We start from the raw sequence: 23,162 nt of genomic DNA, 5'->3' as shown, positions 1-23,162 counted from the left end.
GGGCCGCGTGGGGACTTCGGGTGCGATGCGCACCCAAACTTCACACGCTGGTGGTGGGGTCAGGAAGCGCGGCGGGTGAGGACAGCGTCGCTGAGGTGGGTGTCGAGCAGTTCCTCGTTGACGCGCTGCACCCCCGGGTCGTTCGCCGGGACCAGTTCGCCGTCCGGGCCGGTGATCACGCAATACATCAGGTAGTGGCCGCGAGCGCGCCAGCCGACCGGGGTGCCCAGACCGGTCTCCGCGCCGGCCAGGTCGGTGAAGCCGCCGTCACCGGACCGGACCAGGTCGTGCACCTGGGCGCCGAGCGCCGAGGCGGCCGCCGCATCGGCGAGGTTGAGGATTCCCGCGGTCACCCGGAAGTCGGCGTAGGGCACGTGCAGCGCGGCCCGGACCGCTTGTGAACACCCGTACCCCCGAAGAGCCGGCCGTAGGGCGCCGCTGACCGCTGTTTCGCAGTCGGCCCTGACGTCCGTACTGGTCAGGCGATAGGCCGCGGAGCCGGCAGGGAAGACCTCGGCCTCCGACAACGGCGCCGGATCGACCGCTCGGGAGGCCAGCGCCCGGTCGACGTCCGCAGCCGATCGGCCGGCGGCCGGCGCGCGCCGTTCGTCGGCGACGATGAGGACGCCCAGCATCACGAAGATGCCGAGCACGATCAGTGCGGCCAGGCCGTGGGTGAGCAGATGGGCGGCGTGTTGCGGATCTCGCCGGGCGTGCCGGATCGGCCGGGTGCGGGGCCCTGGGTGGTAGCGATGCTGACCGATGGGGCCCGGATGCCTCACCAGCAGGGCGAGGGCACCGGCCGGGGTGGCGCGGTGGGCGGAGCGCGTCGGGGTGGCGTACCGCATGCGCTCAAGCTAGGCGCGCACGCTGATCTATGAACGCACAGCGTGTCCGCCACCCCGCCGGGTGACCCGTCACCCGGCGGCGGGAGACTTGGCTGGTGAGTGCCGACCACTACTTCTCCGCCGAGCCCGAAGCGCCCATGCGGCGCAGCCGGATCGAGTTCAGTGTCGCCGGACGGGACTACCGGCTGGCGGTCGCGTCCGGGGTGTTCTCGGCCGGGCGCCTGGACCCCGGCACGGCCGTGCTGCTGCGCAAGGCCGGCCTGCCCGGCCCCGGCACCGGCGGCACGCTGCTGGACCTGGGCTGCGGTTACGGACCGATCGCCTGCGTGCTGGCGAGCGAGGCGCCGGCGGCGACCGTCTACGCGGTCGACGTGAACTCCCGGGCGCGGGAACTGACCGTGGAGAACGCCGCCTCGCTCGGCCTGGCCGGCCGGGTCCGGGTGGCCGCGCCCGACGAGGTGCCGGACGAGGTCCGGTTCGACCAGATCTGGAGCAACCCGCCCACCCACGTGGGCAAGGCCGAGCTGCACGCCCTGCTGGAGCGGTGGCTGCCGCGCCTGGCGCCGGGTGGCGTCGCGTGGCTGGTGATCAACCGCAACCTGGGTGGTGATTCGCTGCACACCTGGCTGGTCGGGAACGGCTGGACGGTCGAGCGTGTGGCCAGTCAGAAGGGCTTCCGGGTGCTGCGGGTCTCACTAAATTCGGCTGACTAGCACCGGCCTGCCGGGGAGGATGCCGGGCATGGGTTACGTGGATGTCGCCGGCGTCGGTTTCGTGCTCCCGGACGGCCGGGAGCTCTTCTCCGACGTGTCGTTCCGCGTCGGCGAGGGGGCCAAGGTCGCGCTCGTCGGACCGAACGGGGCCGGCAAGACCACGCTGATGCGGATGGTGGCCGGGGACATCCCGGCGCACGGCGGTGGCATCGCACGGTCCGGCGGGCTCGGCGTCATGCGGCAGTTCATCGGCATGATCGGCGACGACCGCACCCTGGAGGACATGGCGCTCTCGCTGGTGGCGCCCGCGCTCAGGGCGGCCGGCGAGCAGCTCCGGCGCACCGCCGCGGCTCTCGACGAGACCGAGAAGAGCCAGATCGCGTACGCCAACGCGCTCACCCACTGGGGTGAGGCCGGCGGATATGAGGCCGAGGTGCTGTTCGACACGGTGGCGGTGGCCATCCTCGGCAAGCCGTGGGACGAGGCGCGGCATCGCGTGGTGCGTACCCTCTCCGGCGGCGAGCAGAAGCGTTTCGCCCTGGATCTGCTGTTACGCGGCACCGACGAGGTGCTGCTGCTGGACGAACCGGACAACTTCCTGGACGTGCCGGCGAAGCGGTGGCTGGAGCAGCGACTGCGCGAGTCGCCGAAGTCGGTGCTCTACGTCTCGCACGACCGGGAGCTGCTGGCCGAGACCGCGGACCGGGTGGTGGCCGTCGAGGGCGGCGGCGCGTGGACGCATCCCGGCGGGTTCGCCTCCTGGCACGAAGCCCGGTCGAACCGGCACGAGCGGATGGAGGAGCTGCGGCGGCGCTGGGACGAGGAGCACGAGAAGCTCAAAGAGCTGGTCTTCACGTTGAAGAACAAGGCGGCGTATAACGACGGGCTCGCCTCGCGCTATCAGGCCGCGCAGACCCGGCTCCGCAAGTTCGAGGAGGCCGGCCCGCCGCCGCTGCCGCCGAAGGACCAGGCCGTGAAGATGAACCTGCGCGGCGGCCGCACCGGCAAACGGGCGGTCATGTGCGAGCAACTGGAGCTGGAGAACCTGACGTTCCCGTTCGACCTGGAGATCTGGTACGGCGACCGGGTGGCCGTGCTCGGCGCTAACGGCACCGGGAAGTCGCACTTCCTGCGGCTGCTCGCGGCCGGCGGCACCGAGCCCGACCTGGAGCACAAACCGGTCGACGGCGCGCCGCTCGCGCACGTGGCGCACGAGGGCCGGGCCCGGCTCGGCGCGCGGGTCCGCCCCGGCCACTTCTCGCAGACCCACGACCGGCCCGAGCTGCTGGAGAAGACCCTCGTCGAAATTCTCTGGCGGGGTGACGAGCACCGGTCCGGAATGGATCGTGCCGGGGCGATGAAGGCGCTGAACCGGTACGAACTGGCCGCACAGGGCGACCAGCGGTTCGGGACGCTCTCGGGTGGACAGCAGGCCCGCTTCCTGGTGCTGCTGCTGGAGTTGTCCGGTGCGACGGTGCTGCTGCTGGACGAGCCGACCGACAACCTGGACCTGGCCTCGGCGGAAGCGCTGGAAGAGGGCCTGAAGGCGTTCGACGGCACGGTGATCGCGGTCACGCACGACCGCTGGTTCACCCGGTCCTTCGATCGGTTCGTGCTGTTCAGAAGCGACGGTGAGGTCGTCGAGGTGCCAGAGCCGGTCTGGGACGTGCGCTAGTTTTCTCGTCACCGACGGGTTATGGTCCCGTTACAACCAACCCCACGGGAGCCCGGGCAACGGGCTGAGAGGGGGGCTGACGCCGCCCCCGACCGTCGAACCTGATCCGGGTAATGCCGGCGCAGGGAGGAGTGCGTCATGCGCATGGTGTTTCCTCGCATCCACGTCATCACCGACTCGCTCGACGTCGTCCGCGGGGTGGCCGGTCTGCCGGACGTGGCGGTCCAGATCCGGGTCAAGAGCAACGACGCGACGGCGTACGCGCTGACCGTCGCGGCGGTGTCGGTCTGCCGGCCGGCCGGGACCATGGTGCTGGTCAACGATCGGATCGGGGTGGCGCTCGCCGCGGCAGCGGACGGCGTGCACGTGGGCGCCGACGATCTGCCGGTCGAGGCCGCTCGCCGGGTGGTCGGTTCGGCAGCCGTGGTCGGCGCCACCTGTCGTGACCCCGCAGCGGCCCGCGCGGCGGTCGCGGCCGGCGCCAGCTATCTCGGGGTCGGGCCGGCGTTCGCCACCTCCACCAAGGACGGGCTGCCACCACCGCTCGGGCCGGCCGCGATCGCGGCCGTCGCCGAGGCGGTTCCGGGCACGCCGGTCCTGGCGATCGGCGGCATCACCGCGGAACGGGTGCCGCTGCTCGCGGTGCACGGCGTCGCGGCGGTCGCCGCCTTCGCCGAGGATCCGAAGGGAGCGGTCGCGGAGTTCCTGGCGGTCCTGCCATGAGCGGGCGCGGGCTGCGCGGTCCTGCCGCGAGCGGGCATGGGCTGCGCGTCTCGGTCGTCGGGGGCGGCATCATCGGGCTCGCCGTCGCCGCCGAACTGCTCGACGGCGGGGCCGACGTCACGGTGCACGACCCGTCGCCGCAGGGCGCCGACGGGGCCTGGCACGTCGCGGCCGGGATGCTGGCGCCGGGCGGCGAGTCCACTTTCGAATATCCGCACCTCACCCGGCTGCTCGACGCCTCGAACGCGTTGTGGCCGGACTATGCGGCCGCGCTGGGGGACGTCGGCTACGACGACGCCGGAACGCTCGGGGTGGCGCTGACCGCGGACGACGTGGCCGAGGCGGTGCGGGAGTGGAAGCACCAGAAGCTGAGCCCGCTGACCGGATCGCAGCTGCGTGACCTCGAACCGGCGCTGTCGCCACGGATCAGGGCCGGGGTGTTCGCGCCGACCGAGCGGCAGGTGGACCCGCGCAAGGTGGTCGCGGCACTGCGGAAGCGGCTGACCGGCCGGATCCAGCCGCGACGGATCGCCACGGTGTCCGAACTGGATTGCGAGGCCGATGTGGTCGTCGTGGCGGCCGGGTGCGGAACCGCCGCCCTGACCGGACTGCCGGTCCGCCCGGTCAAGGGACAGATGGTCCGCCTCCGTGGCGAGCCCGGCGTGCTCCGGCACGTGATCGACGGCGCCGCCGACGGGCGGCACGTCTATCTGGTGCCGCGCGCCGACGGCGAGATCGTGATCGGCGCCACCCAGGAGGAGCGCACCGATCGGACGGTCACCGCCGGTGGCGTCCACGACCTGCTGCGGGCGGCCCTCGACCTGGTGCCGGGACTCGCCGAACACGAGATCACCGAGGTGACCGCCGGCCACCGGCCCGGCACCCCGGACAACGCACCGCTGCTGGGACACCTCGACGACACCCGCCGGACGGTGGTGGCCGCGGGCCATCACCGCAACGGCGTCCTGCTCGCGCCGATCACGGCGCGGCTCATCGCCGGCCTGGTGCTCACCGGGACGGCTGATCCCCTGCTGGAACCCTTCGGACCCGGGAGATTCGGATGCGCCTGACGATCAACGGACGGCCGGACAGCCGGCCCGGCACGTGCTCGGTCGCGGCCCTGGTCGCCGAGATCACCGAGGCGACCCGCGGCGTGGCGGTCGCGGTCAACGGAACGGTGGTGCCGCGCTCGGCGTGGGCCTCCGTCGACCTGGCCGACGGCGACAAGATCGAGGTTCTGACCGCGGCGCAGGGTGGCTGACATGGGCACGTTTCTTCCGGAGAACGGGCTGATCCTCGGCACCGGCGGCGCGAACAGCCTCGCCGCGCTGGAGGAGGCCATCCGGGCGTCGGAGACCACCCTGGTCACGGTCGCACTGCGCCGGGTCGAGGCCGCGGGACCGGGCCTGCTGCCGATGCTGGACCGGCTCGGCGTGCGGATCCTGCCGAACACGGCAGGTTGCTACACGGCCGGCGACGCGGTGAAGACCGCGCAGATGGCCCGGGAGGCGTTCGAGACCGACCTGATCAAACTCGAGGTGATCGGCGACGAGCGGACCCTGCTGCCGGACGGCGTCGAGCTGCTGCGGGCGGCGGAGATGCTGGTCCTCGACGGGTTCACGGTCCTGCCGTACACCAGCGACGATCCCATCCTGGCCCGTCGCCTGGCCGACGCGGGCTGTGCCGCGGTGATGCCGGCGGGCTCGCCGATCGGCTCCGGCCTGGGCATCTCCAACCCGCACCACATCGAGCTGATCCGGCAGAACGTCGACGTGCCGGTGGTGCTCGACGCCGGCATCGGCACCGCCTCGGACGCCGCGCTCGCGATGGAACTCGGCTGCGACGCGGTGCTCATCGCCAGCGCGATCACCCGCGCGGACGACCCGGCGGCGATGGCGACGGCGATGCGGCACGCGGTCGCGGCCGGCCGGCTGGCCCGGTCGGCGGGGCGCATCCCACGGCGCTTCCACGCCGTCGCGTCCACTCCGGACGAAGGGATCCCGGTGTGGTGACGCCCGGCGGGCTCGTCGTGCTCACCGACCGGCGGTCCGCTGCCGGGCCGTTGATCGAGGTGGTCCGGGCGGCGGTCCGCGGCGGCGCCGCCTGGGTCGTTCTCCGGGAACGCGATCTTGCGTACGACCTGCGCACCGCTCTCGCCCGGCGCCTCCGTGACGTGCTGCCGGCCGATCGGTTGATCGTGGCCGGACCGGATCCGCTCGGCGGCTCTGCCGTGCATCTCGCCGGGGCCGATCCGCTGCCGCCGGAGGTCCCGCTGGTGGGGCGGTCGTGGCACGGCAGCGAGGAGCTGTCCGAAGTGGATTACGTGACCGTGTCGCCGGTCTATGCGACCGAGTCCAAACCGGGGTACGGGCCGGCGCTCGGGGCGGCGGGGGCCGCCGAGCTGCGCGCGCCCGTGCCCTGGCTCGCACTCGGTGGCATCGGGTCGGCGGCGCGGGCCGCGGAGTGCGCCGCCGCGGGGGCGGCCGGGATCGCGGTGATGGGAGCGGTGATGCGGTCGCCCGACCCGGAGCGCACCGCCCGTGAGCTGGCCTCAGCCTTCCGATCCGCCGCGCCTTCCCGCCCTGCGCCGGCGGGCTTTAAAAGTAGTTCCCGGGCGGCCGAGGCAGACCTGGGCGGCTCCCCGGCTGGTGTCGGACGGGGTGGGACAGCCGTGCAGACCGATCGGGGGAGACGGGAGTTGTGATGACGCCTCGAGTGGTGTTGACGATCGCGGGCTCGGACTCCGGCGGCGGTGCCGGGATCCAGGCGGATCTGAAGACGTTCGCGGCGCTGGGCGCGTACGGGACGTCGGTGCTCACGGCGATCACGGCGCAGAACACGCTGGGCGTCACGGCCATCCACCCGGTGCCGGCGGAGACTGTGGCGGCGCAGCTGGACGCGGTCCTCACGGACCTGCCGGTGGCGGCCGTCAAGGTCGGGATGATCTCGGATCCGGCGGTGGCGAAGGTGATCGCCTCCCGGGCCGCGGAACTGCCGAACCTGGTCGTCGACCCGGTGCTGGTGGCCACGGCGGGGAGCCGGTTGGGAGAAGCGTCGGTGGTGGGAGTGCTTTGCGCGTACCCCTGCGTGCTGACCCCGAACCGGCACGAAGCCGGCGCCCTCCTCGGCCGGGTGATCGAGACGGCCGAGGAGATGGTGTCGGCGGCAGCCGAGCTCGCGGCGCTCGGGCCGCGGGCGGTCGTGGTGACCGGCAGCGAGCTGGCGCTGGACGTGCTGCATTTCGAGGGGGAGACCGTGCTGCTGCCCGGCGATCCGGTGGCGACGGTGAACAACCACGGGTCGGGGTGCACGTTCTCGTCGGCGATCGCGGTGCGGCTCGCCGAGGGTGATTCCGTGCCGGCCGCGGTCCGGGCCGCGAAGTCCTATGTCCGCCGCGGACTCGTCGGTGGCAGCGCCTGGCGATTGGGCGCGGGCCCCGGTCCGCTGGACCACTTCGGCTGGTCCGTCTAACAGGCTCCGGCAGGCGTTGTCGTAATCCTTTGCTGCCGTCTTGTGCCGGTTTCGTCACTATCTGGGGAGGTATGTCCATGCGACGCAAGGTCTACGTCGAAGGAACCCGTCCGGACATCCGGGTGCCGTTCACCGAAGTGGTGCTGACCGGCGACAACCCGCCGGTGCGGCTCTACGACACGTCCGGGCCGGGCAGCGACCCGTCAGCCGGGCTGCCGCCGCTGCGCAAACCGTGGCGGACCGGGCGCACCCAACTGGCGTCCGCCCGCGCCGGCATCGTCACGCCCGAGATGGAGTTCGCCGCGACCCGCGAGGGGGTGTCGCCCGACCTGGTGCGCGACGAGATCGCGGCGGGCCGGGCGGTGCTGCCGGCCAACGTCAACCACCCGGAGTCAGAACCGATGATCATCGGGTCGAAGTTCCTGGTGAAGGTCAACGCGAACATCGGCACGTCGGCGGTCACCTCGTCGGTCGAGGAAGAGGTCGAAAAGCTGACCTGGGCGACGCGCTGGGGCGCCGACACCGTGATGGATCTGTCGACCGGGCCGCGGATCCACGAGACGCGGGAGGCGATCGTACGGAACTCGCCGGTGCCGATCGGAACCGTGCCGATCTATCAGGCGCTGGAAAAGGTCAACGGCGACCCGCTGCGCCTCACCTGGGAGATCTTCCGGGAAACCGTGATCGAACAGGCCGAGCAGGGCGTCGACTACATGACGATCCACGCGGGGGTGCTGCTCGCCTACGTGCCGATGGCCGCCGAACGGGTCACCGGAATCGTGTCGCGCGGCGGGTCGATCATGGCGGCGTGGTGCCTCGCCGAACACCGGGAGAACTTCCTCTACACACACTTCCGCGAGCTGTGCGAGATCTTCCGGGAGTACGACATCACGTTCTCCCTCGGTGACGGGCTGCGGCCCGGATCGATCGCGGACGCCAACGACGAGGCGCAGTTCGCGGAACTGCGCACGCTCGGCGAACTGACACACATCGCCTGGGAGTACGACGTGCAGGTGATGGTCGAAGGGCCCGGCCACGTGCCCATGCACAAGATCAAGGAAAACGTGGATCTGCAGGTCGAGCTGTGCGGGGGAGCGCCGTTCTACACGCTCGGGCCGCTGGCCACCGACATCGCGCCCGCCTACGACCACATCACGTCGGCCATCGGCGCGGCGATGATCGGATGGTTCGGGACGGCGATGCTGTGTTACGTCACCCCCAAGGAACACCTGGGGCTCCCCAACAAGGACGACGTCAAAGCGGGAATGATCGCCTACAAGATCGCGGCGCATGCGGCGGACCTGGCGAAGGGGCATCCGGGAGCTCAGGAATGGGACGACGCGCTGTCCCGGGCGCGATTCGACTTCCGCTGGGAGGACCAGTTCGAACTGGCGCTGGACCCCGGAACGGCCCGCGCCTACCACGATGAGACGCTGCCTGCGGCGCCCGCCAAAACGGCGCACTTCTGCTCCATGTGCGGGCCGAAGTTCTGCTCCATGAAGATCAGCCACGAGCTGCGGGCGGCGGGGATGAAAGCCAAGTCGTCGGAGTTCGTGGATGCGGGCGGGCGGGTCTACCTGCCGGTGACGCCCGCGTCGTAGGCCCGGGTTCTAACGGGTGGGCGGGCGCTTGGACGGCGGCAGGAAGTCGAAGATGGCGGGATGCTTGCTGTCGTCGTCCGGGTGGTGCTCGCCGGTGGGGGCGATCTGCTCGTTGCGGGCGGCCAGGTCCTCCACCGCTTCCCGTTCTGTTTCCGCGGGGGTCGCCGTTTCGGCGGGGGTCGCCGTTTCGGCGGGGGTCGCCTTGCGGGGGGACGGCTTGCGGCGGGGGGCACGCTTCTTCGGCTCGGGTGGAAGGCCTGCGGATTGTGGCGGAGTGTCGGCTTCCGGGGTGGCTGAGGGCGGGGCAGGTTTCTGTTTCGGGCGGCGGGCTCGTTTCGCGGGGGCGGCTTTGGTGGCCGTCTTTGCCTCCGGTATCTGAAGGTCCGGTGTTATCGGCTCGGCCTTTTGCAGATCGGCGGCCTCGCTATCCGCTTCTTGTTTCTCAGCGGCTTCCGGGGGCTTCTCCGGGCTTTCCTGTGCCTGCGGGGCTTTCTGTGCCTGCGGGGCTTTCTGTGCCTGCGGGGCTTCCTGTGCCTGGCTTTCCTTTGCCTGCTGGGCTTCCTGTGCTTGCTGGGCTTCCTGTGCCTGGGCTTCCTGTGCCTGCGGAACGGGGAGCTCCGGGGCGGCGGGCAAGGCGGCTGCGGAAACCGGAGCGGAGACGGGGGCGGAACGGCGTACCGGGGAAGTAGGTTCGGTCCGAGCTGTTTCCGCTGTGATCGGCTCCGGTGCGGGTGGTGTGATCCGATAGCGATAGGTGATGCCGTCGTCCCGGACCACGAAGTCGTCGGCGCCGTCGGGACGGGTCCAGGTCAGGATCATCTGGCCGTAGCGTTCGGCCAGCTTCACCAGGGCCGGGAACGTGTCGACGAGGACGACCGGCTTGCCGGGCGGGCTGGCCATCGGCTCGACCGGAACCAGCAGGTGCGGATAGCGCCGCTCGATCTGCGCGCGGGTCCGCAACGGGACGTGACGCAGAGCCGTCATGGCGATGAGGATCGCGCCGACGATGGCGACCAGCAGGAGATAGACGGCGTATCGGCGGGCTTCCGGCGCATTGAGAAGGTCGTACCCGAAAGCGCCGATCTTGCGATCCCGAACCGAGGTTCCCGCGTTGGTCGCGGTGGAGCCCTCGACGGTCAACGTATCCGCGCCGCCGGCGAGCGTGAGCGCCAGCGGAGCCAGATTGAGCGGAAGCTGCGGGGCGAAACTGGAGCCGTCGCCGTGCTCGACCCGCGCGGTCACCGCCAACGCGACCGCGCCCATGTCGGCGCCGATCGCCTTGCCGGCATCCACGGCGCGCTTCTCCAGAGCGGGAAGATCCAGCTGAACGGTGTCGGTGTAGGCGCTCGTGGCGAACTGCTTCTCCTGTGACAACTGCAGGGTCGTGTGCCAGCCGTTCTGCGCGGAGAGGCGGGCGTCGACCTTCATCCGGCCGGGTTCGCCGGTGTAGTTCATCCGCAGGGTGACCAGATTGGCGAGCTTCCGGAAAACCGGGTCGGGGGAGTAGACGGTGGTGCCGTCGTACGCGGCGGACCGTGGAACCTCGGCGGAATAGGAGAAAGTCATCGACTCGCCGGCCTTGCCGGTGCTGGTCACCGTTTCGGTGGCCGGCTTCATGAAACCGAGAACCCCGAGCCCCAGCCCGATGACGCCGCAGAGCGCGGTGACGACGGCCAGGATGCGGAGGGCGGGATGTAAGCGGTTGACCGCCTTGATCACGGTCGCCGCTGCCGCCCAGGACCCGCCGCTCCCCCCAGACATGCCCTTCACTTTCTTCTTCCGGCGACCGCGAGGTACGTCGCGGCGACTCCTGGCTGTAGCCGTACCACCGCTCACGAACAGAAAGCCGAGCATCCCCAGACCGGTGGGGCTGAGAAACGGCTGTAGCCAGACACCGCCGTCAGGGATGTGTAAAAACGCCCGCCCGATCAATTCCTTTGCCGTGGGTGTCAGCGGGTCGCTGGAAGCGTTGTTATCTCCTTTGAGGACAAATCCTGAGTCGGCATCACCGGAGATGATCCGATGCAGCACCTCCACCTGCCCGCCAGACCCATGGTATGCGGCGATCTGCCCCACTTCGTAGGATTCCGCCTTCAGAACGACTACTAGATCTCCAGCGTGATAGGTGGGCTGCATGCTGACGCCATGGGTCACGACGTAGGAGACGCGATGGGTTCCGATGGCCCACGCGCCAATGGCCGCCATCATGATGATGGCGGCCATTGCGATGATGCGTCCAGAGCGTCGGATCAGGCCCCCCGATCAGCTTCCACTGATGCAGAATGCCAGGTCAGCGCCCCGGGTGGAGGGGCTTAGGCGACGACGATCTGCATGCCGCCCAGGCGGCTGTAGTAGTTGGCCTGCACGTGGCCGCTGTCGGCGGTGAGTGCCGTTACGCACGTGACAGTCGTGCCGCTGACGGCCGGGCAGTAGAACTGGTCGGCCACGTTGGTGTCTCCGTAGGCGCCGCCACTCGGCGTCAAGGTGACGGCCTTGCCGTTGGCCGCGCTGTCGCTGAAGGTGATCGTCACGCCGTTGACCTGCGTCTTTGCGGCGCCGTCCGCGAAGGAGTACACGATGGCGTTGATGGTTGCGCCGGTCACGGTCTGGGAGACCGTGCCACCGATGAACTGGGTGGTGGTCGCGGTGCCGCTCCCCGCCAGGGCGAGGCCGGAGTTGGCGGTGAAGGCGGTGCTGCCGGCGGCAACGACGCCAGCGACGGCCACGCCGCCCAGCAGCTGCATCATGTTACGCATATTTGTTCTCCCCTTGGTCGGTAGTCCAGCCAGCCGCGTGGGCTCTGTGGCTTTGCGTCCCCGGTTCGCACCGGGTTTGCCTTTGTCGGCCGAGCGGATGCTCGATTTGCTTACGCCAGGTTGTTCGGTTGTGGGCCACCACGGCTAAGCCTTAGGGCGAGGTATTTTTCGGAATTCCGCACCTGAGCCCGTGCAGGGTGCTATCGGGTTGCAGCGGTCGCCGGGAAACCGGGCAGACACGAACGCGGCGGCTGTCCGGAGACAGCCGCCGCGGGATGCGCGTCAGCGCTGTTACAGCTTGTAGAAGGTCACGTAGTGATCCGGGGTGAAGTATGCGACGCGGGTGCTGCGGTTGACGACGATCCGGTAGGCGTCACGCGCCGCCCCTCGGTTGCGGGAGTAGACGTCGTACTCGCCGTAGGTGGCGGACGGCAGTTGACCCTCGCGGTTGTAGAAGCGGCCGCCGGTGTAGTTGTAGTTGCCGTACGGCCAGGAGTACCAGCCGGCGGTGGTCGGCCAGCCGAGCGACGCCCAGCCGGTGAAGGCGGTGCGCGCGGCTGAGCAGCGGCTGATGGTGCAGCTGTTGTACACGGCGGCGTGGGCGGCGGCGGTGTGGGTGGGCGCCACCACGGCGGGGGCGACCAGCGTGGTGCCGGTGAAGGCGAGGACCAGGGCGAGACCGGAGAGGAACCGGCCGAGGCGGGACGTCATGCTGATCGGACTCCGATGCCGTCGAGGAGATGAGACCCGGACATCGACCATCGTCAACGGGTGGGCGTTTCCGTGGTACCTCCTGGTCTGATCATTCCACCGGTGTTCAGCGATGATTCAGGAATTGCCGAGTCCGTTGACCCAGTCGACATATTCGGAGTCGCCGCGGCGGTTGCGGTCCGGCGGAAGAATCGCGTCCGGTGACAGTGCGGCGCGCTGTGCCGAGGCGGCGGTCCGGGGGTGCTCGGCGGTGTCGATGCCGGTCCGCGGGCCGGGCTGGGCGGCGGCGAACCCGTTGAACGGCGGCGTCGCCGCGGGCGGCGGGTTCTCCTCGGAGGCGTCCCGAGTGCGCCAGCCGCGCCGCAGGCTCGCCGCCACACCACCGCCGGACTGCCCACGCTGACCGGAGAACCGCGGCTCCCCGGACGCACCCGGCTGCCCGGCGACACCGGGCGCCGCCTGCTGGCCGGCAAAAGGCGGCACGGCGGGCGGCACGGCTGGCGAGCCGGCGGGCGGCACGGCCTGCGGGCCGGCGGGCGGGCTGAACGGCGTACCCGTACCAGAGGAGAAGGGTGACGGAACCGCCTTGGCCGGGGTGCTGTTGGCCAGGTCCGCAAGCGGATGCGGCCGGTCCGGCGCGGTGAGGACGCCGGTGTCCGAGGGGCGCAGCTGCGCCTCCGGGCGCTGCGCGGCAGCCTCGGCGACCGCGGCGATCGCCGACTGGCTCGGCGCCTGCCGCTGGGGCAGCGGCAGGGTGTCCTGGGGCAGTGAGCCGGACGGGGTCTCACCCGGCTCGCCGGGCTCCTCGGCGCGGTCGGCCGAGGGGGCGCCGCGCGTGACGGCGGCCAGCACCGAGCCGAGCACGCCGGCGCCGCTGGCGATCATCGCTGCCCAGTACGGATTGAGGGAGAAGCCGGCCGCGGTCTGCCTGGGCCCGGCGATCAGGTAGGCGACTGTGAGCACCGCCGGCCCGGCGAGGCCGGTGAGGGCGACGGCGAGCGTGGACCTGCGGCGGCTGCGGGCGACCCAGCCGAGGATCAGCCCGGAGAGCAGGGCGAGGGCGGGCATGGTGACGAACGGGGTGTGCTCCACGACGGCGGCCGGGATCAGGCTGCCTTCGAGGACGCCGAGCCGGGGCGCCACCGGGGTGCGGCCGGGCAGGAGCGACGGCACGACCGAGACCAGCGCGACGATCCAGACCAGGACGGACAGGGTGGCCAGGCTCCAGCGGGCCCCGACCTTGGCGGCGGCGGACCAGGCGGCGAAGATGCCGAGCGCGGCGGCGAGGCCGGCGCAGACACCGATAACGAACACCGGTCGTACGCCGTCGATCTGCGCGGAGCGGGCGGGTTGCATGGTGAGCGGGAGGACGGCGAGCGCGCCGAGACCGGCGGAGAATCCCATCGCGAGGGCGCCGACGGTGCCCACCGGCTGCGGCCGCCACCGGGGTCGCAGGCCGGTGCCGACGATCGCGCCGAGCGCGGCAGCGGTCATCGTGATCCAGGCGACCCAGGCCAGCTGAGCAGTCCACTGATCACGCAGGGTGACGTCGAGGTCGAGGTCCAGGCGCACCATGCCGAGCCCGTAGGCGATGCCGAGTTGACCCGCGCCGACCACTGCCGCTGCCACGGCGGTCGAGGCCAACAGCTTCACCCAGCTCCGAAATGCCATGCCGGGCACGTTACGGAATGTTCCGCGCAACACGCCAGTCCACCGCCCAGTTCTTAAGAAAGCCTAAAGTCACGATCTTGATACATCGATGAGCGTCGTTCACCTTTCACCACGGTGAGTGACTTGCGGGCGACATACGGATCAATTTGCCAGCCGTCCGTCCGCAGTGGACACTGTGCGACGCGCACAGCGAGTCCGTCGCTTCCCGTCAATCCTTGCGAACGTGAGAGCGAACGTGAGTCGCAGTCGAAATCGAGGCCGCGGGACGGAATTCCCACATAGTGGTTGGAATCGCGAAGGTGTTCAGTGACCGTGCAGTTACGGATGGTTGCGGGTGAGGCATTCGTGCACGTCAACGCCGGGAGCGGTGCCGGGACCCGCCTCCGCGCGCGGTTATCACTGCGACAGCCGTGCGTTTTCCAGGAGGATCCAGACTTCCCAAAGGGACCGGCGTTCTGATGAAATCGCCGCCGTGCCGAAAACGGCGCGGGCCTTGCTGCGGGCACCGGACGGGGCCGGACCGCAGCCTCTGGTGGGCCCCCTGCTCCGGTGTCCGGGTGGGGCGGGGACGACCGCGAAGGAGATGTCGTGAGCACGGGATCCTCGGGCCTGGCTGCGCGACGTGGTGGCTTGCCGCGCCTGAAGGATGCACGCCTCCGGGTCAAGCTCGCCGCGTTGCTGTTCCTGCCACTGACCGCGGTGCTGGCGCTGGCGACGATCCGCCTCGTCGACGTCGGTGAGCGCGCGGCTGACGCGGCCCGGGTGGCCGACCTCGCCGAGCTCGGCATCGACCTCTCCAGCCTGACCCGGCTGCTGCACGACGAGCGGATGGCCGCCCTCTCCTATCTCTCTGTGCGCGACACCGCGGCGACCGAGTTCCGGGAGGCCGTCAAGGCGGTGGACGCGCAGGTCGAGATCTTCCGCGCCAACCGCGCCGCCATCGAGGACGCGCCGGCGCTGGTCGACGACCGGCTCACCCTCATCGACGAGGAGCTCGGGCGGCTGGGCGACGCCCGCGCCGGGGTCAACGAGCGGACCGCCAACGTCGCCGAGGTCGCCAACCGCTACGCCGGGACCCTGACCGACCTGCGTGGCTTCGAGGTCGTGGTCACCCAGGTGACCGCGCCCGGCTCGGCCGCGAACAACCTGAAGGCGCTGGCCTTCTTCACCAAGGCCGAGGGCGCGGCCGCCGAGCAGGCGGCAGTGACCTTCGTGTCCCGCGCGACCAGCGACTTCAACGCCACCCGGCAGAGCGCCCTGGCCGGCGCGCGGGCGATCCGGACCGACGCCCTGGAGGACTTCCGGGCCGTCGCGGGCCGGCAGCAGGTGACCCTGGTCGACTCCGTGGTCCAGAACGAGGCGCTGGCCGTCGCCGACAACCTCGCGACCCGGCTGACCGGTCCGTCCGCCGCCACCCCCTCCGAGATCAGCGAGGCCTTCACCGACGTGATCGAGCTGTTCCGCGGCGCGGAGCGGCAACTCGAGGGCTACGTCGTGACCGTCGCCGAGGACGAGAGCTCGAACAGCTCGCAGCGCGCGACCCTCGAGTTCATCGTGGTGCTGGTCGTGCTGCTCACCGCCCTGGCCATCGCCTTCTACCTGGGACGCGAGCTGAACCTCTCGGTGCGCCGGCTGCGCGAGGGCGCGCTCGCGGTGGCCAACCGGGATCTGCCGGACGCGGTGACCCGTCTGCAGGACGCGGACAACCTGGGCGATGGCGGCGTCGACAGGATCATCGCGCAGACCCGGGACCCGATCCCGGTCACCGAGAACGACGAGTTCGGTCAGGTCGCCGAGGCGTTCAACATGGTGCACCGGGAGGCCATCCGGGTCGCCGCCGAGCAGGCGGCCCTGCGGACCAGCGTCTCCACGATGTTCCTGAGCCTCGCCCGGCGCAGTCAGGCACTGGTGGACCGGATGATCGGCGAGCTCGACCAGATCGAGCGGCTGGAGGAGGACCCGAAGCGGCTGGCCCGCCTCTTCGAGCTGGACCACCTCGCCACCCGGATGCGCCGCAACGACGAGAACCTGCTGGTGCTGGCCGGCGCCGACGTGGGCGCGCCGCGCCGCGAGGACGCGCTGCTGATCGACGCGCTGCGGGCCGCGCAGTCCGAGGTCGAGCTCTATCACCGGATCGAGTTCGGCACGATCGACACCGACATCCTGATCGCCGCGGCCGCCGTCAACGACGTCGTACGCCTGATCGCCGAACTGCTCGACAACGCCACCCGCTTCTCCCCGCCGAGCACCGTGGTGGTCGCGCACGGCGGCCGCACCGGGGACCACGCGGTGGTGCAGGTGGAGGACCGCGGGCTCGGCATCTCCGCCGACCAGATGGAGCAGATCAACCGGCGGCTCGCCGAACCGGCCCAGGTGGACGTGTCAGCGTTCCGGCTGATGGGCTTCGCGGTGATCGCCCGGCTGGCCGCCCGGCACGGCATCGGCGTGGAGCTGCGGCCCGGCCCGGACGGCGGCACCATCGCCGAGGTGCTGCTGCCCTCCGAGATCGTGGTGATGCCCGGGGTGCCCTCCGCGCCGGTACGCGCGGCGAGCTGGACCCGTCCCGGACCGCCCCCGCAGCTGACCGCCGGCCCGCCGCCCCGGATCCCCGAGCCGCGGCCGCCGGTCCGGTCCGCGCCGGCGTCGCCGGAGCCCATCCGCCGGCCGTCGCTGCCGCCGGCTGTGCAACCGTCCGATCTGGACCTGCGGCCCACTCCGGACCGCCCGCCGCTGCCCAGCCGTGCCCCCAGGCCCGGCGACCCGTCTCCCGCGATGCCCCCGGCGCCGCTCCTGCCCGCCGCGGCCGCGCCGACGTCGGGACCCGGCTGGGGCGCCTCGGACCCCGTCTCGGCACCCAGCTGGAGCACCCCGGAGCCCGTCGTGGCAAAGGCCTCCGAGGCGGCGAAGGCCTCCGAGGCCGAGGCCTTCGACTGGAACAGTGCCGCGACCAACACGCCGCACTGGGACACCCCCCAGCCCGCGACGACCAACACGCCCAACTGGGGAGCCGCGGAGCCGGCCGCTGCGACCACCCCCGGCTGGGGAGCCGAACCGGCCGGAGTCAACGCGCCCGGCTGGGGCGCCGCGATGGCCGCGCTCCCCCCGCTACTTCCCGAGGTGCCACCGGCCGCGCCGCGAGCCGAGGCGATCCAGATGGAGATGCAGCACAGCTGGTTCGCCGGCGGTGACGACGTCGCCGACCAGCGAGGCATGCCGACCGCCGGTTACGCACCACCCCCGGACACCTTCGCCGCTGCCCCGGCCTCCGCAGTCCCGGCCTCCGCAGTGCCGGCGTCCGCGGTGCCGGCGTCCGCAGCCCCGGCCTCGGCGCCGCCCGTCTCCGTGCCGCCGGTCTCCAGCACGCCCCTGCGCACCCCGCCTCCGCCGCGCGCCACCGGCGACATCCCCAGGCCCCGCGCAGCGGAACCGCCGGCCCGTACCACCGAGCCGGCCGACCGTGCACAGGGGACGGAGCCGGCCCGGTCCGCGGAGGAGCGCTGGCGCACCGCCGCCGACGAGGGCTGGAACCGGGCGATCGCCGCCGCCGCACCTCGCGACGCCGGCACCACCCGATCCGGTCTCCCGAAGCGGATCCCACAGGCGCAACTAGTGCCCGGAGGGGTGCAGACCGCACCACGGGCTCAGAACCGTCGCAGTCCCGATGAGGTTCGCGGGCTCCTTTCCGCGTACCACAGAGGAGTGCAACGAGGGCGGACGGACGGCGTGGCCGAATCCGGCGCCCCGGCTACACGGGTTACTAAGGAGAACGGACAGTGACCAGGCCCCCCACCATGCATGACATGGGCTGGCTGCTCAGCAACTTCGCCGACAGCGTCGCCGGTATCGCCCATGTGGTGGCTGTCTCGGCGGACGGCATCTTGCTGGCGTCATCCCGCGACCTGCCGGCCGACCGGGCCGACCAGCTCGCCGCCATCACCTCCGGCGTGGTCAGCCTCACCGAAGGCGCGTCCAGAATGTTCAGCGCCGGTGACGTGCAACAGACCATCATCGAAATGGAGAGCGGCTATCTTTTCCTGATGACCATCAGCGACGGCTCGTCGATGGCGGTCCTGGCGGCGCGCAGCTGCGACGTCGGCCAGGTCGGCTACGAGATGGCTCTCCTGGTGGAACGCGTCGGCGCCGCACTGTCGCCGGCGCCACGCGAGGCCGTCAGCCACTAGACGCCGGGGCCACGGGCCCTGACGGAGAAGAGGTGACCGCGACATGACAGAGCCGCACGATCCCCGGGGCAACCTGGTGCGGCCGTACGCGGTCACGCGCGGCCGGACCGAACCGATCAGGGACATCCCGATCGAGGCGGTCCTGATCGCCAGTGCGGCAGCCGTGCAGGAGGCACGGTTCGCCGGACACGACAAGTACCGCCTCGCCGTGCTGTGTGAGCCGAAAGCACAATCGCTCGCTGAGCTGTCGGCGTTGACCCGGATGCCACTGGGGGTTACCCGGGTGCTCGTCGCCGACCTGGTCGCCGACGGGCTGCTTCAGCTGCACAGTGCCGCTCCCAAGACTGGGTTCACGGAGCGGCTGGATCTGCTGGGAAGGGTGTTGAGTGGACTTCGCAAGCTCTGAAGGGGCGGGGAAGCGTACGGGGACGCATCCCACGGAGATCACCTCCGCGAAGATCGTTGTCGCAGGTGGATTCGGCGTGGGCAAGACGACTCTTGTCGGCGCAGTCTCCGAGATCGAGCCCCTCACCACGGAAGCGGTCATGACAGTGGCCGGTGCCGGCATCGACGACGCGTCGAAGGTGCCAGGCAAGGGCAGCACCACGGTGGCGATGGACTTCGGCCGCATCACGATGGCCGACGACCTGATCCTCTATCTGTTCGGCACGCCGGGACAGACCCGGTTCTGGTTCATGTGGGACGAGTTGATCCGCGGTGCGGTCGGTGCGGCGGTTCTCGTCGACACCCGCCGGCTCGCCGACGCGTTCGCGCCACTGGACTACTTCGAGAACCGGCACCTGCCGTACCTCGTCGCGGTCAACTGCTTCGACAACGCGCCACGTTACGAGCCGGAGGAGGTTCGGGAGGCGCTCGCCATCCCGCAGCGCGTGCCGCTGGTGATGTGCGACGCGCGTCATCGCGATTCGGTCAAGGCCGTGCTGATCGGAGTGGTCGAGCATGCGATGGCGACCCTCGTGGCCGAACACGAGCAGGGCCACCCAGCCACCGTCGGCTAGGCTCCGGCCGGTGGAGATCTTCCCCGACCTGGTGCTGAAGACCGACCGGCTGACTCTCCGTCCGCTGCGTGAGTCCGACGCGGCGGACGTGGTGGCCGGAGCCTCCGACCCCGTCACGCAACGGTGGTTGCCGCTGCCCCGGCCGTACACAGTGGAGCACGCGATCACCTTCATCACGAAGCTGGCCCCGGGCATGCGCGCCGCCGGTCAGGGCGTCGTCCGCGCCGTCGACCACGACGGTGCGTTCGCCGGCGTGATCGATCTCAAGCGCACCGACTGGGCGGCCCGGGTCACCGAGATCGGTTACTGGACCATGCCCGGATTCCGCGGCCGCGGCCTGATGACCGAGGCGACAGCCGGCCTGGCGCGCTGGGCCGTCGAGGAGTTCGGTCTCGAGCGCGTCGAACTGCGCATCGCCCCGGAGAACCTGGCGTCGGCCCGGGTGGCGGTCAAGGCCGGCTTCGTCCACGAGGGCGTCGCCCGCAGCGCCGGCGTGATCCACGGTGGCCGCGTCGATCTCGCGATCTACTCCCGCATCCGCACCGATCGCTGAAAGATCAGAATCGGAAGATCGATGTCGTAGCGGGGTGGTGGGTACAGACCGCTGCTCACGCCGAGGGCCGGGCGGCGGCTCGCTGGCCGCTACGCGTCCAAACCACTCCCCACCACCCGGCAACCTGCGTGAGTGGTCCCGCTCCCCAACCCCGCGTGTGAAGTTGGGGTGCGTATCGAGCCCGAACTCCCCACGCTGCGGTGCCCCACCCCTGCGTGTGAAGTTGGGGTGCGTATCGAGCCGGAAGTTCACACAGCTGGTCAGAGGGGGAGGCGGTAGCCGCGCTTGACCACGGTCTGGATCACGCCGGGGACGGCCAGGCCGGCGCGGAGCCGGGCGACGGCCATCTCGACCGCGTGCTCGTCCGCGCCGCGGGGGAGGGCCTGGAGGAGAGCGGCCCGGGAGAGGACCCGGCCTGGCGAGACGGCCAGCGCACGGAGCACGGCCATCGGGCCCGGGGCGAGCGGACGGAGCTCTCCGTCGACGATCGCGGCGTGACCGCGGAGCGTGAGGGAGTGGCCGGACACCTCCAGGGTGACGGCACGTTTGGGCAGCTCGTCGACGATGGCCCGGACCAGGGCGCTGAGGCGGGCGCGGGCCGGGGTGACGACGGGGATGCCGAGGCGGCGCAACGGGGCGGCGGTGACCGGGCCGACGCCGGCCGCCAGGACGTCGGTGCGCAGGGCGTCCAGCAGGGCCTCGGAGTCGGCGCCGTCGAGCTCGCCACCGCCGATCAAGGCGCCACCGCCGGTCAGGGCACCACCTCCGAGCGAAGCACCACCTCCGAGCGAAGCACCACCGCCGAGCAGGGCACCACCGCCGAGCAGGGCGCTGCCGGTGCGGGCGGCGCGGCCGGCGGTTCCGGCGGCCCGGAGCACGGCCTGGACGGCGGCGGCCGAGGTGAACGTCACGGCGTCGACCAGCTTCCCGATGATCAGGTCGACGAGGCGGTGCAGGGGTGCCGGATCGGTGGGCGGCGCCCAGCGGTAGACCGGCACCTCGATCACCCGGGCGCCGGCCGACTGCAGAGCCTCGGTGTACTCCGGCTGGCTCTCGCCGTGGAGCTGCATGGCGACGGTCAGGCCGGCGATGCCCCGGCCGATGAGGTGCTCGACGACCTCGTCGTAACCCTCACCGTCGGGGGACCAGTCGTCGTGCAGCCCGGCGGTGCGCACGGCGGCCCGGGCCTTGGGTCCGCGGGCGACCAGATAGGCGCGGCCGAGGACGGCGCGCAGCGGCTCGGACAGGCCCCAGCCGTCGGCGGCCTCCAGCCAGCCGCGCATGCCGATGCCGGTGTTGACCAGCACGATGTCGGGTGGGGTGTCGAGGCAGGCGCGGGTGGCGGCGCGCAGCTCGGCGTCGTCGGCGATCGGGACGATGCGCAGGGCCGGGGCGATCACCACGCGGGCGCCGCGTGCCTCCAGGAGGGTGGCCAACTCGTCCTTGCGGCGGTCGGCGGTCACCCCGATGGTGTAGCCGGAGAGGGAGGCGGCCGGTTCGGTCAGGGCGGCCGCGGTCAGCGCCGCCCGCCTGTCTGCCGGGGTCCGGTCGATCATCCGATGCCCGGGCCGAGTGGTTCGAGAAGTCGCGGCGTGGCCGAACGGTCCACCGAAGGGCACGCTCGAGGCCCGCCGTCCTCGGCGCAGACCCGCTCCCATGTCACGCCTGCGTTCCTCGCCGTACCTCCGTCCGGGGCACGCCGCGACTTCTCCTCACCGAACCGGTCGCCCGGCCCGGCGGACACCGTCAGGTCCGTCCTCAACCCTGACGGTGGTCTCTCCATGGTGCGCCCCCCGGCGCGGCACCGGCCAATCCCGGGTCGCGTCGTCGACAGGTTCGCACCGTTGGCCATGTCCGGAAGCGTGCCGGGGTGGAATTTCGGCGCGGCGTCCCTTTTGTTTCGAGCCTGCTAAGACGCATCGAGTGACTTGTCCGACCCGCGTCGGGCTCGTCCGGAGCGCAGAGTATGCTAGCTATGTTTGGGGTCCAGCCCTGAACCAGTTGCTGCTTGGATCAGTGCTGCTGCGATCACGGCTGCGCTGATCATGGCTGTTTTGACCACGCGCCGCGCGGCCGGGTATTGTTGCCTGCTGTTGTGCGACAGCTGCGAGCGACTGTGAGTCGGACGCCGCCAGCGCGCGCCCCCAGACCGACGACGAGACAAGGTAATTCTGTGCGTACGTACAGCCCGAAGCCGGGTGAGATCGAGCGTCAGTGGCACATTATCGACGCTTCTGACGTCGTTCTGGGCCGCCTGGCCACCCACACCGCGACCCTCCTGCGTGGTAAGCACAAGCCCACGTTCGCTCCGCACGTCGACACCGGCGACTTCGTGGTGATCATCAACGCGGGCAAGGTGGCGCTGACCGGTAACAAGCGGCAGACCAAGGTCGCCTACCGTCACTCCGGTTACCCGGGTGGTCTCAAGCAGGTCGGCTACGAGGAGCTGCTGTCGAAGCGCCCCGAGAAGGCGATCGAGCTCGCGGTCAAGGGCATGCTTCCGCACAACAAGCTCGCCCGTCAGATCATCAAGAAGCTGAAGGTCTACCCCGGCGCTGAGCACCCGCATGCCGCCCAGCAGCCGCAGCCGTTCGAAATCAAGCAGATCGCGCAGTGAGCGCGGGAGAAGGCAGCAGCATGACGGACATCACCGAGCCCGAGGTCGTCGAGACCGTCGAGACCGTCGAGGAGCCCGCTGAGACGGTTGTCGTCGTCGAGACGCCCGCGCCGGCCCCGGTCCGCGCCCCGCGTCCCGGTGGCCGTCCGATCCAGACCGTCGGCCGCCGCAAGGAGGCCATCGTCCGGGTGCGCATCGTGCCGGGCTCCGGCAAGATCACCTGCAACGGCCGGGAGCTGGAGAGTTACTTCCCCAGCAAGGTGCACCAGCAGCTCATCCGTGAGCCGCTCGTCACCACCGAGCGCACCGAGCAGTTCGACGTGGTCGCGAACCTCCGTGGTGGCGGCATCACCGGCCAGGCCGGCGCGCTGCGCCTGGCCATCTCCCGCGCGCTGATCGTGGACGAGCCGGACGACCGCCCGGCCCTGAAGAAGGCCGGCTTCCTCACCCGGGACGCCCGGGTCAAGGAGAGCAAGAAGTACGGTCTCAAGAAGGCCCGTAAGGCACCGCAGTACTCGAAGCGCTAATCTCGCGCGATGTTCGACCGACGGTCGAGCACACCTCCGATATGAGGAGGGGTGCTCGGCCGTCGCCGTTTTACTCCCTCCCCAACCAACCGTTCC

21 protein-coding genes, 1 pseudogene and 2 riboswitches are annotated in these 23,162 nt (G+C 71.0%); of the genes and pseudogenes, 16 read left to right on the top strand and 6 right to left on the bottom strand.

What is annotated here, in order from left to right:
* Positions 1 to 59 precede the first annotated feature (59 nt).
* Positions 60 to 848 (bottom strand): hypothetical protein, encoded by a 789-nt coding sequence (locus tag AC0NH5_RS31445; RefSeq protein WP_474410460.1) that lies wholly within the window; start codon positions 846 to 848, stop codon positions 60 to 62.
* Between the two features lie 95 nt (positions 849 to 943).
* Between AC0NH5_RS31445 and AC0NH5_RS31440 the strand changes: the two genes are divergently transcribed.
* The 9 genes and pseudogenes from AC0NH5_RS31440 (at position 944) to thiC (ending at position 9,031) form a co-directional block, all read left to right on the top strand.
* Positions 944 to 1,561: a class I SAM-dependent methyltransferase gene (locus AC0NH5_RS31440; RefSeq protein WP_474410458.1), complete on the top strand. Its 618-nt coding sequence runs from the start codon at positions 944 to 946 to the stop codon at positions 1,559 to 1,561.
* A 28-nt stretch (positions 1,562 to 1,589) separates the two neighbouring features.
* Positions 1,590 to 3,236, top strand: a complete 1,647-nt coding sequence (locus AC0NH5_RS31435; RefSeq protein ID WP_474410456.1) for an ABC-F family ATP-binding cassette domain-containing protein — start codon at positions 1,590 to 1,592, stop codon at positions 3,234 to 3,236.
* Between the two features lie 34 nt (positions 3,237 to 3,270).
* Positions 3,271 to 3,381: riboswitch (TPP riboswitch) on the top strand.
* Positions 3,375 to 3,959: a thiamine phosphate synthase gene (locus AC0NH5_RS31430; protein WP_474410454.1), complete on the top strand. Its 585-nt coding sequence runs from the start codon at positions 3,375 to 3,377 to the stop codon at positions 3,957 to 3,959. It overlaps the preceding riboswitch by 7 nt.
* A complete protein-coding gene (gene thiO / locus AC0NH5_RS31425; protein WP_474410452.1) occupies positions 3,956 to 5,029 on the top strand; it encodes a glycine oxidase ThiO in 1,074 nt (357 codons plus the stop codon). The genes AC0NH5_RS31430 and thiO overlap by 4 nt, the downstream gene beginning before the upstream one ends.
* On the top strand, positions 5,020 to 5,220 hold the full coding sequence (thiS, locus tag AC0NH5_RS31420) for a sulfur carrier protein ThiS (RefSeq protein ID WP_474410450.1): 201 nt from the start codon (positions 5,020 to 5,022) through the stop codon (positions 5,218 to 5,220). The genes thiO and thiS overlap by 10 nt, the downstream gene beginning before the upstream one ends.
* Before the next feature lies 1 nt (position 5,221).
* Positions 5,222 to 5,971 carry a thiazole synthase gene (locus AC0NH5_RS31415; RefSeq protein WP_474410448.1) on the top strand — a complete coding sequence of 250 codons (750 nt, stop codon included), beginning with the start codon at positions 5,222 to 5,224 and terminating at the stop codon, positions 5,969 to 5,971.
* Positions 5,965 to 6,519 (top strand): annotated as a pseudogene (locus AC0NH5_RS31410) (thiamine phosphate synthase); the annotation flags it as partial. The gene AC0NH5_RS31415 and the pseudogene AC0NH5_RS31410, both read left to right, overlap by 7 nt.
* Positions 6,520 to 6,662: 143 nt before the next feature.
* The gene (gene thiD / locus AC0NH5_RS31405; protein WP_474410446.1) at positions 6,663 to 7,430 is read left to right on the top strand and encodes a bifunctional hydroxymethylpyrimidine kinase/phosphomethylpyrimidine kinase; all 768 of its coding nucleotides are present in this window, start codon (positions 6,663 to 6,665) and stop codon (positions 7,428 to 7,430) included.
* A gap of 71 nt (positions 7,431 to 7,501) precedes the next feature.
* A complete protein-coding gene (thiC, locus tag AC0NH5_RS31400) occupies positions 7,502 to 9,031 on the top strand; it encodes a phosphomethylpyrimidine synthase ThiC (protein WP_474410444.1) in 1,530 nt (509 codons plus the stop codon).
* Between the two features lie 9 nt (positions 9,032 to 9,040).
* On the opposite strand, the gene AC0NH5_RS31395 is transcribed toward thiC, so the two are convergent.
* From AC0NH5_RS31395 to AC0NH5_RS31380, 4 genes are all read right to left on the bottom strand, one after another.
* On the bottom strand, positions 9,041 to 11,254 hold the full coding sequence (locus AC0NH5_RS31395) for a DUF5305 family protein (RefSeq protein WP_474410442.1): 2,214 nt from the start codon (positions 11,252 to 11,254) through the stop codon (positions 9,041 to 9,043).
* A gap of 89 nt (positions 11,255 to 11,343) precedes the next feature.
* The gene (locus AC0NH5_RS31390) at positions 11,344 to 11,787 is read right to left on the bottom strand and encodes a hypothetical protein (protein WP_474410440.1); all 444 of its coding nucleotides are present in this window, start codon (positions 11,785 to 11,787) and stop codon (positions 11,344 to 11,346) included.
* A 16-nt stretch (positions 11,788 to 11,803) separates the two neighbouring features.
* A riboswitch (cyclic di-GMP riboswitch) is annotated at positions 11,804 to 11,878 on the bottom strand.
* 200 nt (positions 11,879 to 12,078) lie between these two features.
* On the bottom strand, positions 12,079 to 12,498 hold the full coding sequence (locus tag AC0NH5_RS31385) for a ribonuclease domain-containing protein (RefSeq protein WP_474410438.1): 420 nt from the start codon (positions 12,496 to 12,498) through the stop codon (positions 12,079 to 12,081).
* Between the two features lie 117 nt (positions 12,499 to 12,615).
* Entirely contained in the window at positions 12,616 to 14,169 is a 1,554-nt protein-coding gene (locus AC0NH5_RS31380; protein WP_474410436.1) for a hypothetical protein, read from the bottom strand.
* 588 nt (positions 14,170 to 14,757) lie between these two features.
* On the opposite strand from AC0NH5_RS31380, the gene AC0NH5_RS31375 reads away from it, so the two are divergent.
* From AC0NH5_RS31375 to AC0NH5_RS31355, 5 genes are read left to right on the top strand one after another with little or no spacing between them, the layout of a single operon-like run.
* Complete coding sequence (locus AC0NH5_RS31375; protein WP_474410434.1) at positions 14,758 to 17,946, top strand: sensor histidine kinase; 3,189 nt, start codon at positions 14,758 to 14,760, stop codon at positions 17,944 to 17,946.
* Complete coding sequence (locus AC0NH5_RS31370; protein WP_474410432.1) at positions 17,943 to 18,350, top strand: roadblock/LC7 domain-containing protein; 408 nt, start codon at positions 17,943 to 17,945, stop codon at positions 18,348 to 18,350. The genes AC0NH5_RS31375 and AC0NH5_RS31370 overlap by 4 nt, the downstream gene beginning before the upstream one ends.
* Positions 18,351 to 18,393: 43 nt before the next feature.
* Positions 18,394 to 18,756 (top strand): DUF742 domain-containing protein, encoded by a 363-nt coding sequence (locus tag AC0NH5_RS31365; protein ID WP_474410430.1) that lies wholly within the window; start codon positions 18,394 to 18,396, stop codon positions 18,754 to 18,756.
* Positions 18,737 to 19,369 (top strand): GTP-binding protein, encoded by a 633-nt coding sequence (locus tag AC0NH5_RS31360; RefSeq protein WP_474410428.1) that lies wholly within the window; start codon positions 18,737 to 18,739, stop codon positions 19,367 to 19,369. Before AC0NH5_RS31365 ends, AC0NH5_RS31360 begins: the two co-directional genes overlap by 20 nt.
* A 10-nt stretch (positions 19,370 to 19,379) precedes the next feature.
* Positions 19,380 to 19,922, top strand: coding sequence for a GNAT family N-acetyltransferase (locus AC0NH5_RS31355; protein WP_474410426.1), 543 nt, complete (start codon positions 19,380 to 19,382; stop codon positions 19,920 to 19,922).
* Positions 19,923 to 20,182: 260 nt separating this feature from the next.
* On the opposite strand, the gene AC0NH5_RS31350 is transcribed toward AC0NH5_RS31355, so the two are convergent.
* A complete protein-coding gene (locus tag AC0NH5_RS31350; protein ID WP_474410424.1) occupies positions 20,183 to 21,478 on the bottom strand; it encodes a uroporphyrinogen-III synthase in 1,296 nt (431 codons plus the stop codon).
* Between the two features lie 617 nt (positions 21,479 to 22,095).
* Here AC0NH5_RS31350 and rplM point away from each other — a divergent pair.
* Both rplM and rpsI read left to right on the top strand, forming a co-directional pair.
* Entirely contained in the window at positions 22,096 to 22,539 is a 444-nt protein-coding gene (gene rplM, locus AC0NH5_RS31345) for a 50S ribosomal protein L13 (RefSeq protein ID WP_122976267.1), read from the top strand.
* 20 nt (positions 22,540 to 22,559) lie between these two features.
* Positions 22,560 to 23,066, top strand: a complete 507-nt coding sequence (gene rpsI, locus AC0NH5_RS31340) for a 30S ribosomal protein S9 (protein WP_474410423.1) — start codon at positions 22,560 to 22,562, stop codon at positions 23,064 to 23,066.
* Positions 23,067 to 23,162: the final 96 nt, after the last annotated feature.

The organism is Actinoplanes sp. 13 (assembly GCF_056134165.1).
This window is presented reverse-complemented; position numbering and strand designations above follow the sequence as displayed.

Coding starts and splice junctions, on each gene's coding strand:
- AC0NH5_RS31445 (WP_474410460.1), bottom strand. CDS start 848: ATGCGGTACGCCACCCCGACGCGCTCCGCCCACCGCGCCACCCCGGCC.
- AC0NH5_RS31435 (WP_474410456.1), top strand. CDS start 1,590: ATGGGTTACGTGGATGTCGCCGGCGTCGGTTTCGTGCTCCCGGACGGC.
- AC0NH5_RS31430 (WP_474410454.1), top strand. CDS start 3,375: ATGCGCATGGTGTTTCCTCGCATCCACGTCATCACCGACTCGCTCGAC.
- thiO (WP_474410452.1), top strand. CDS start 3,956: ATGAGCGGGCGCGGGCTGCGCGGTCCTGCCGCGAGCGGGCATGGGCTG.
- thiS (WP_474410450.1), top strand. CDS start 5,020: ATGCGCCTGACGATCAACGGACGGCCGGACAGCCGGCCCGGCACGTGC.
- AC0NH5_RS31415 (WP_474410448.1), top strand. CDS start 5,222: ATGGGCACGTTTCTTCCGGAGAACGGGCTGATCCTCGGCACCGGCGGC.
- thiD (WP_474410446.1), top strand. CDS start 6,663: ATGACGCCTCGAGTGGTGTTGACGATCGCGGGCTCGGACTCCGGCGGC.
- thiC (WP_474410444.1), top strand. CDS start 7,502: ATGTCCATGCGACGCAAGGTCTACGTCGAAGGAACCCGTCCGGACATC.
- AC0NH5_RS31395 (WP_474410442.1), bottom strand. CDS start 11,254: ATGGCCGCCATCATCATGATGGCGGCCATTGGCGCGTGGGCCATCGGA.
- AC0NH5_RS31390 (WP_474410440.1), bottom strand. CDS start 11,787: ATGCGTAACATGATGCAGCTGCTGGGCGGCGTGGCCGTCGCTGGCGTC.
- AC0NH5_RS31385 (WP_474410438.1), bottom strand. CDS start 12,498: ATGACGTCCCGCCTCGGCCGGTTCCTCTCCGGTCTCGCCCTGGTCCTC.
- AC0NH5_RS31380 (WP_474410436.1), bottom strand. CDS start 14,169: ATGGCATTTCGGAGCTGGGTGAAGCTGTTGGCCTCGACCGCCGTGGCA.
- AC0NH5_RS31365 (WP_474410430.1), top strand. CDS start 18,394: ATGACAGAGCCGCACGATCCCCGGGGCAACCTGGTGCGGCCGTACGCG.
- AC0NH5_RS31350 (WP_474410424.1), bottom strand. CDS start 21,478: ATGATCGACCGGACCCCGGCAGACAGGCGGGCGGCGCTGACCGCGGCC.
- rpsI (WP_474410423.1), top strand. CDS start 22,560: ATGACGGACATCACCGAGCCCGAGGTCGTCGAGACCGTCGAGACCGTC.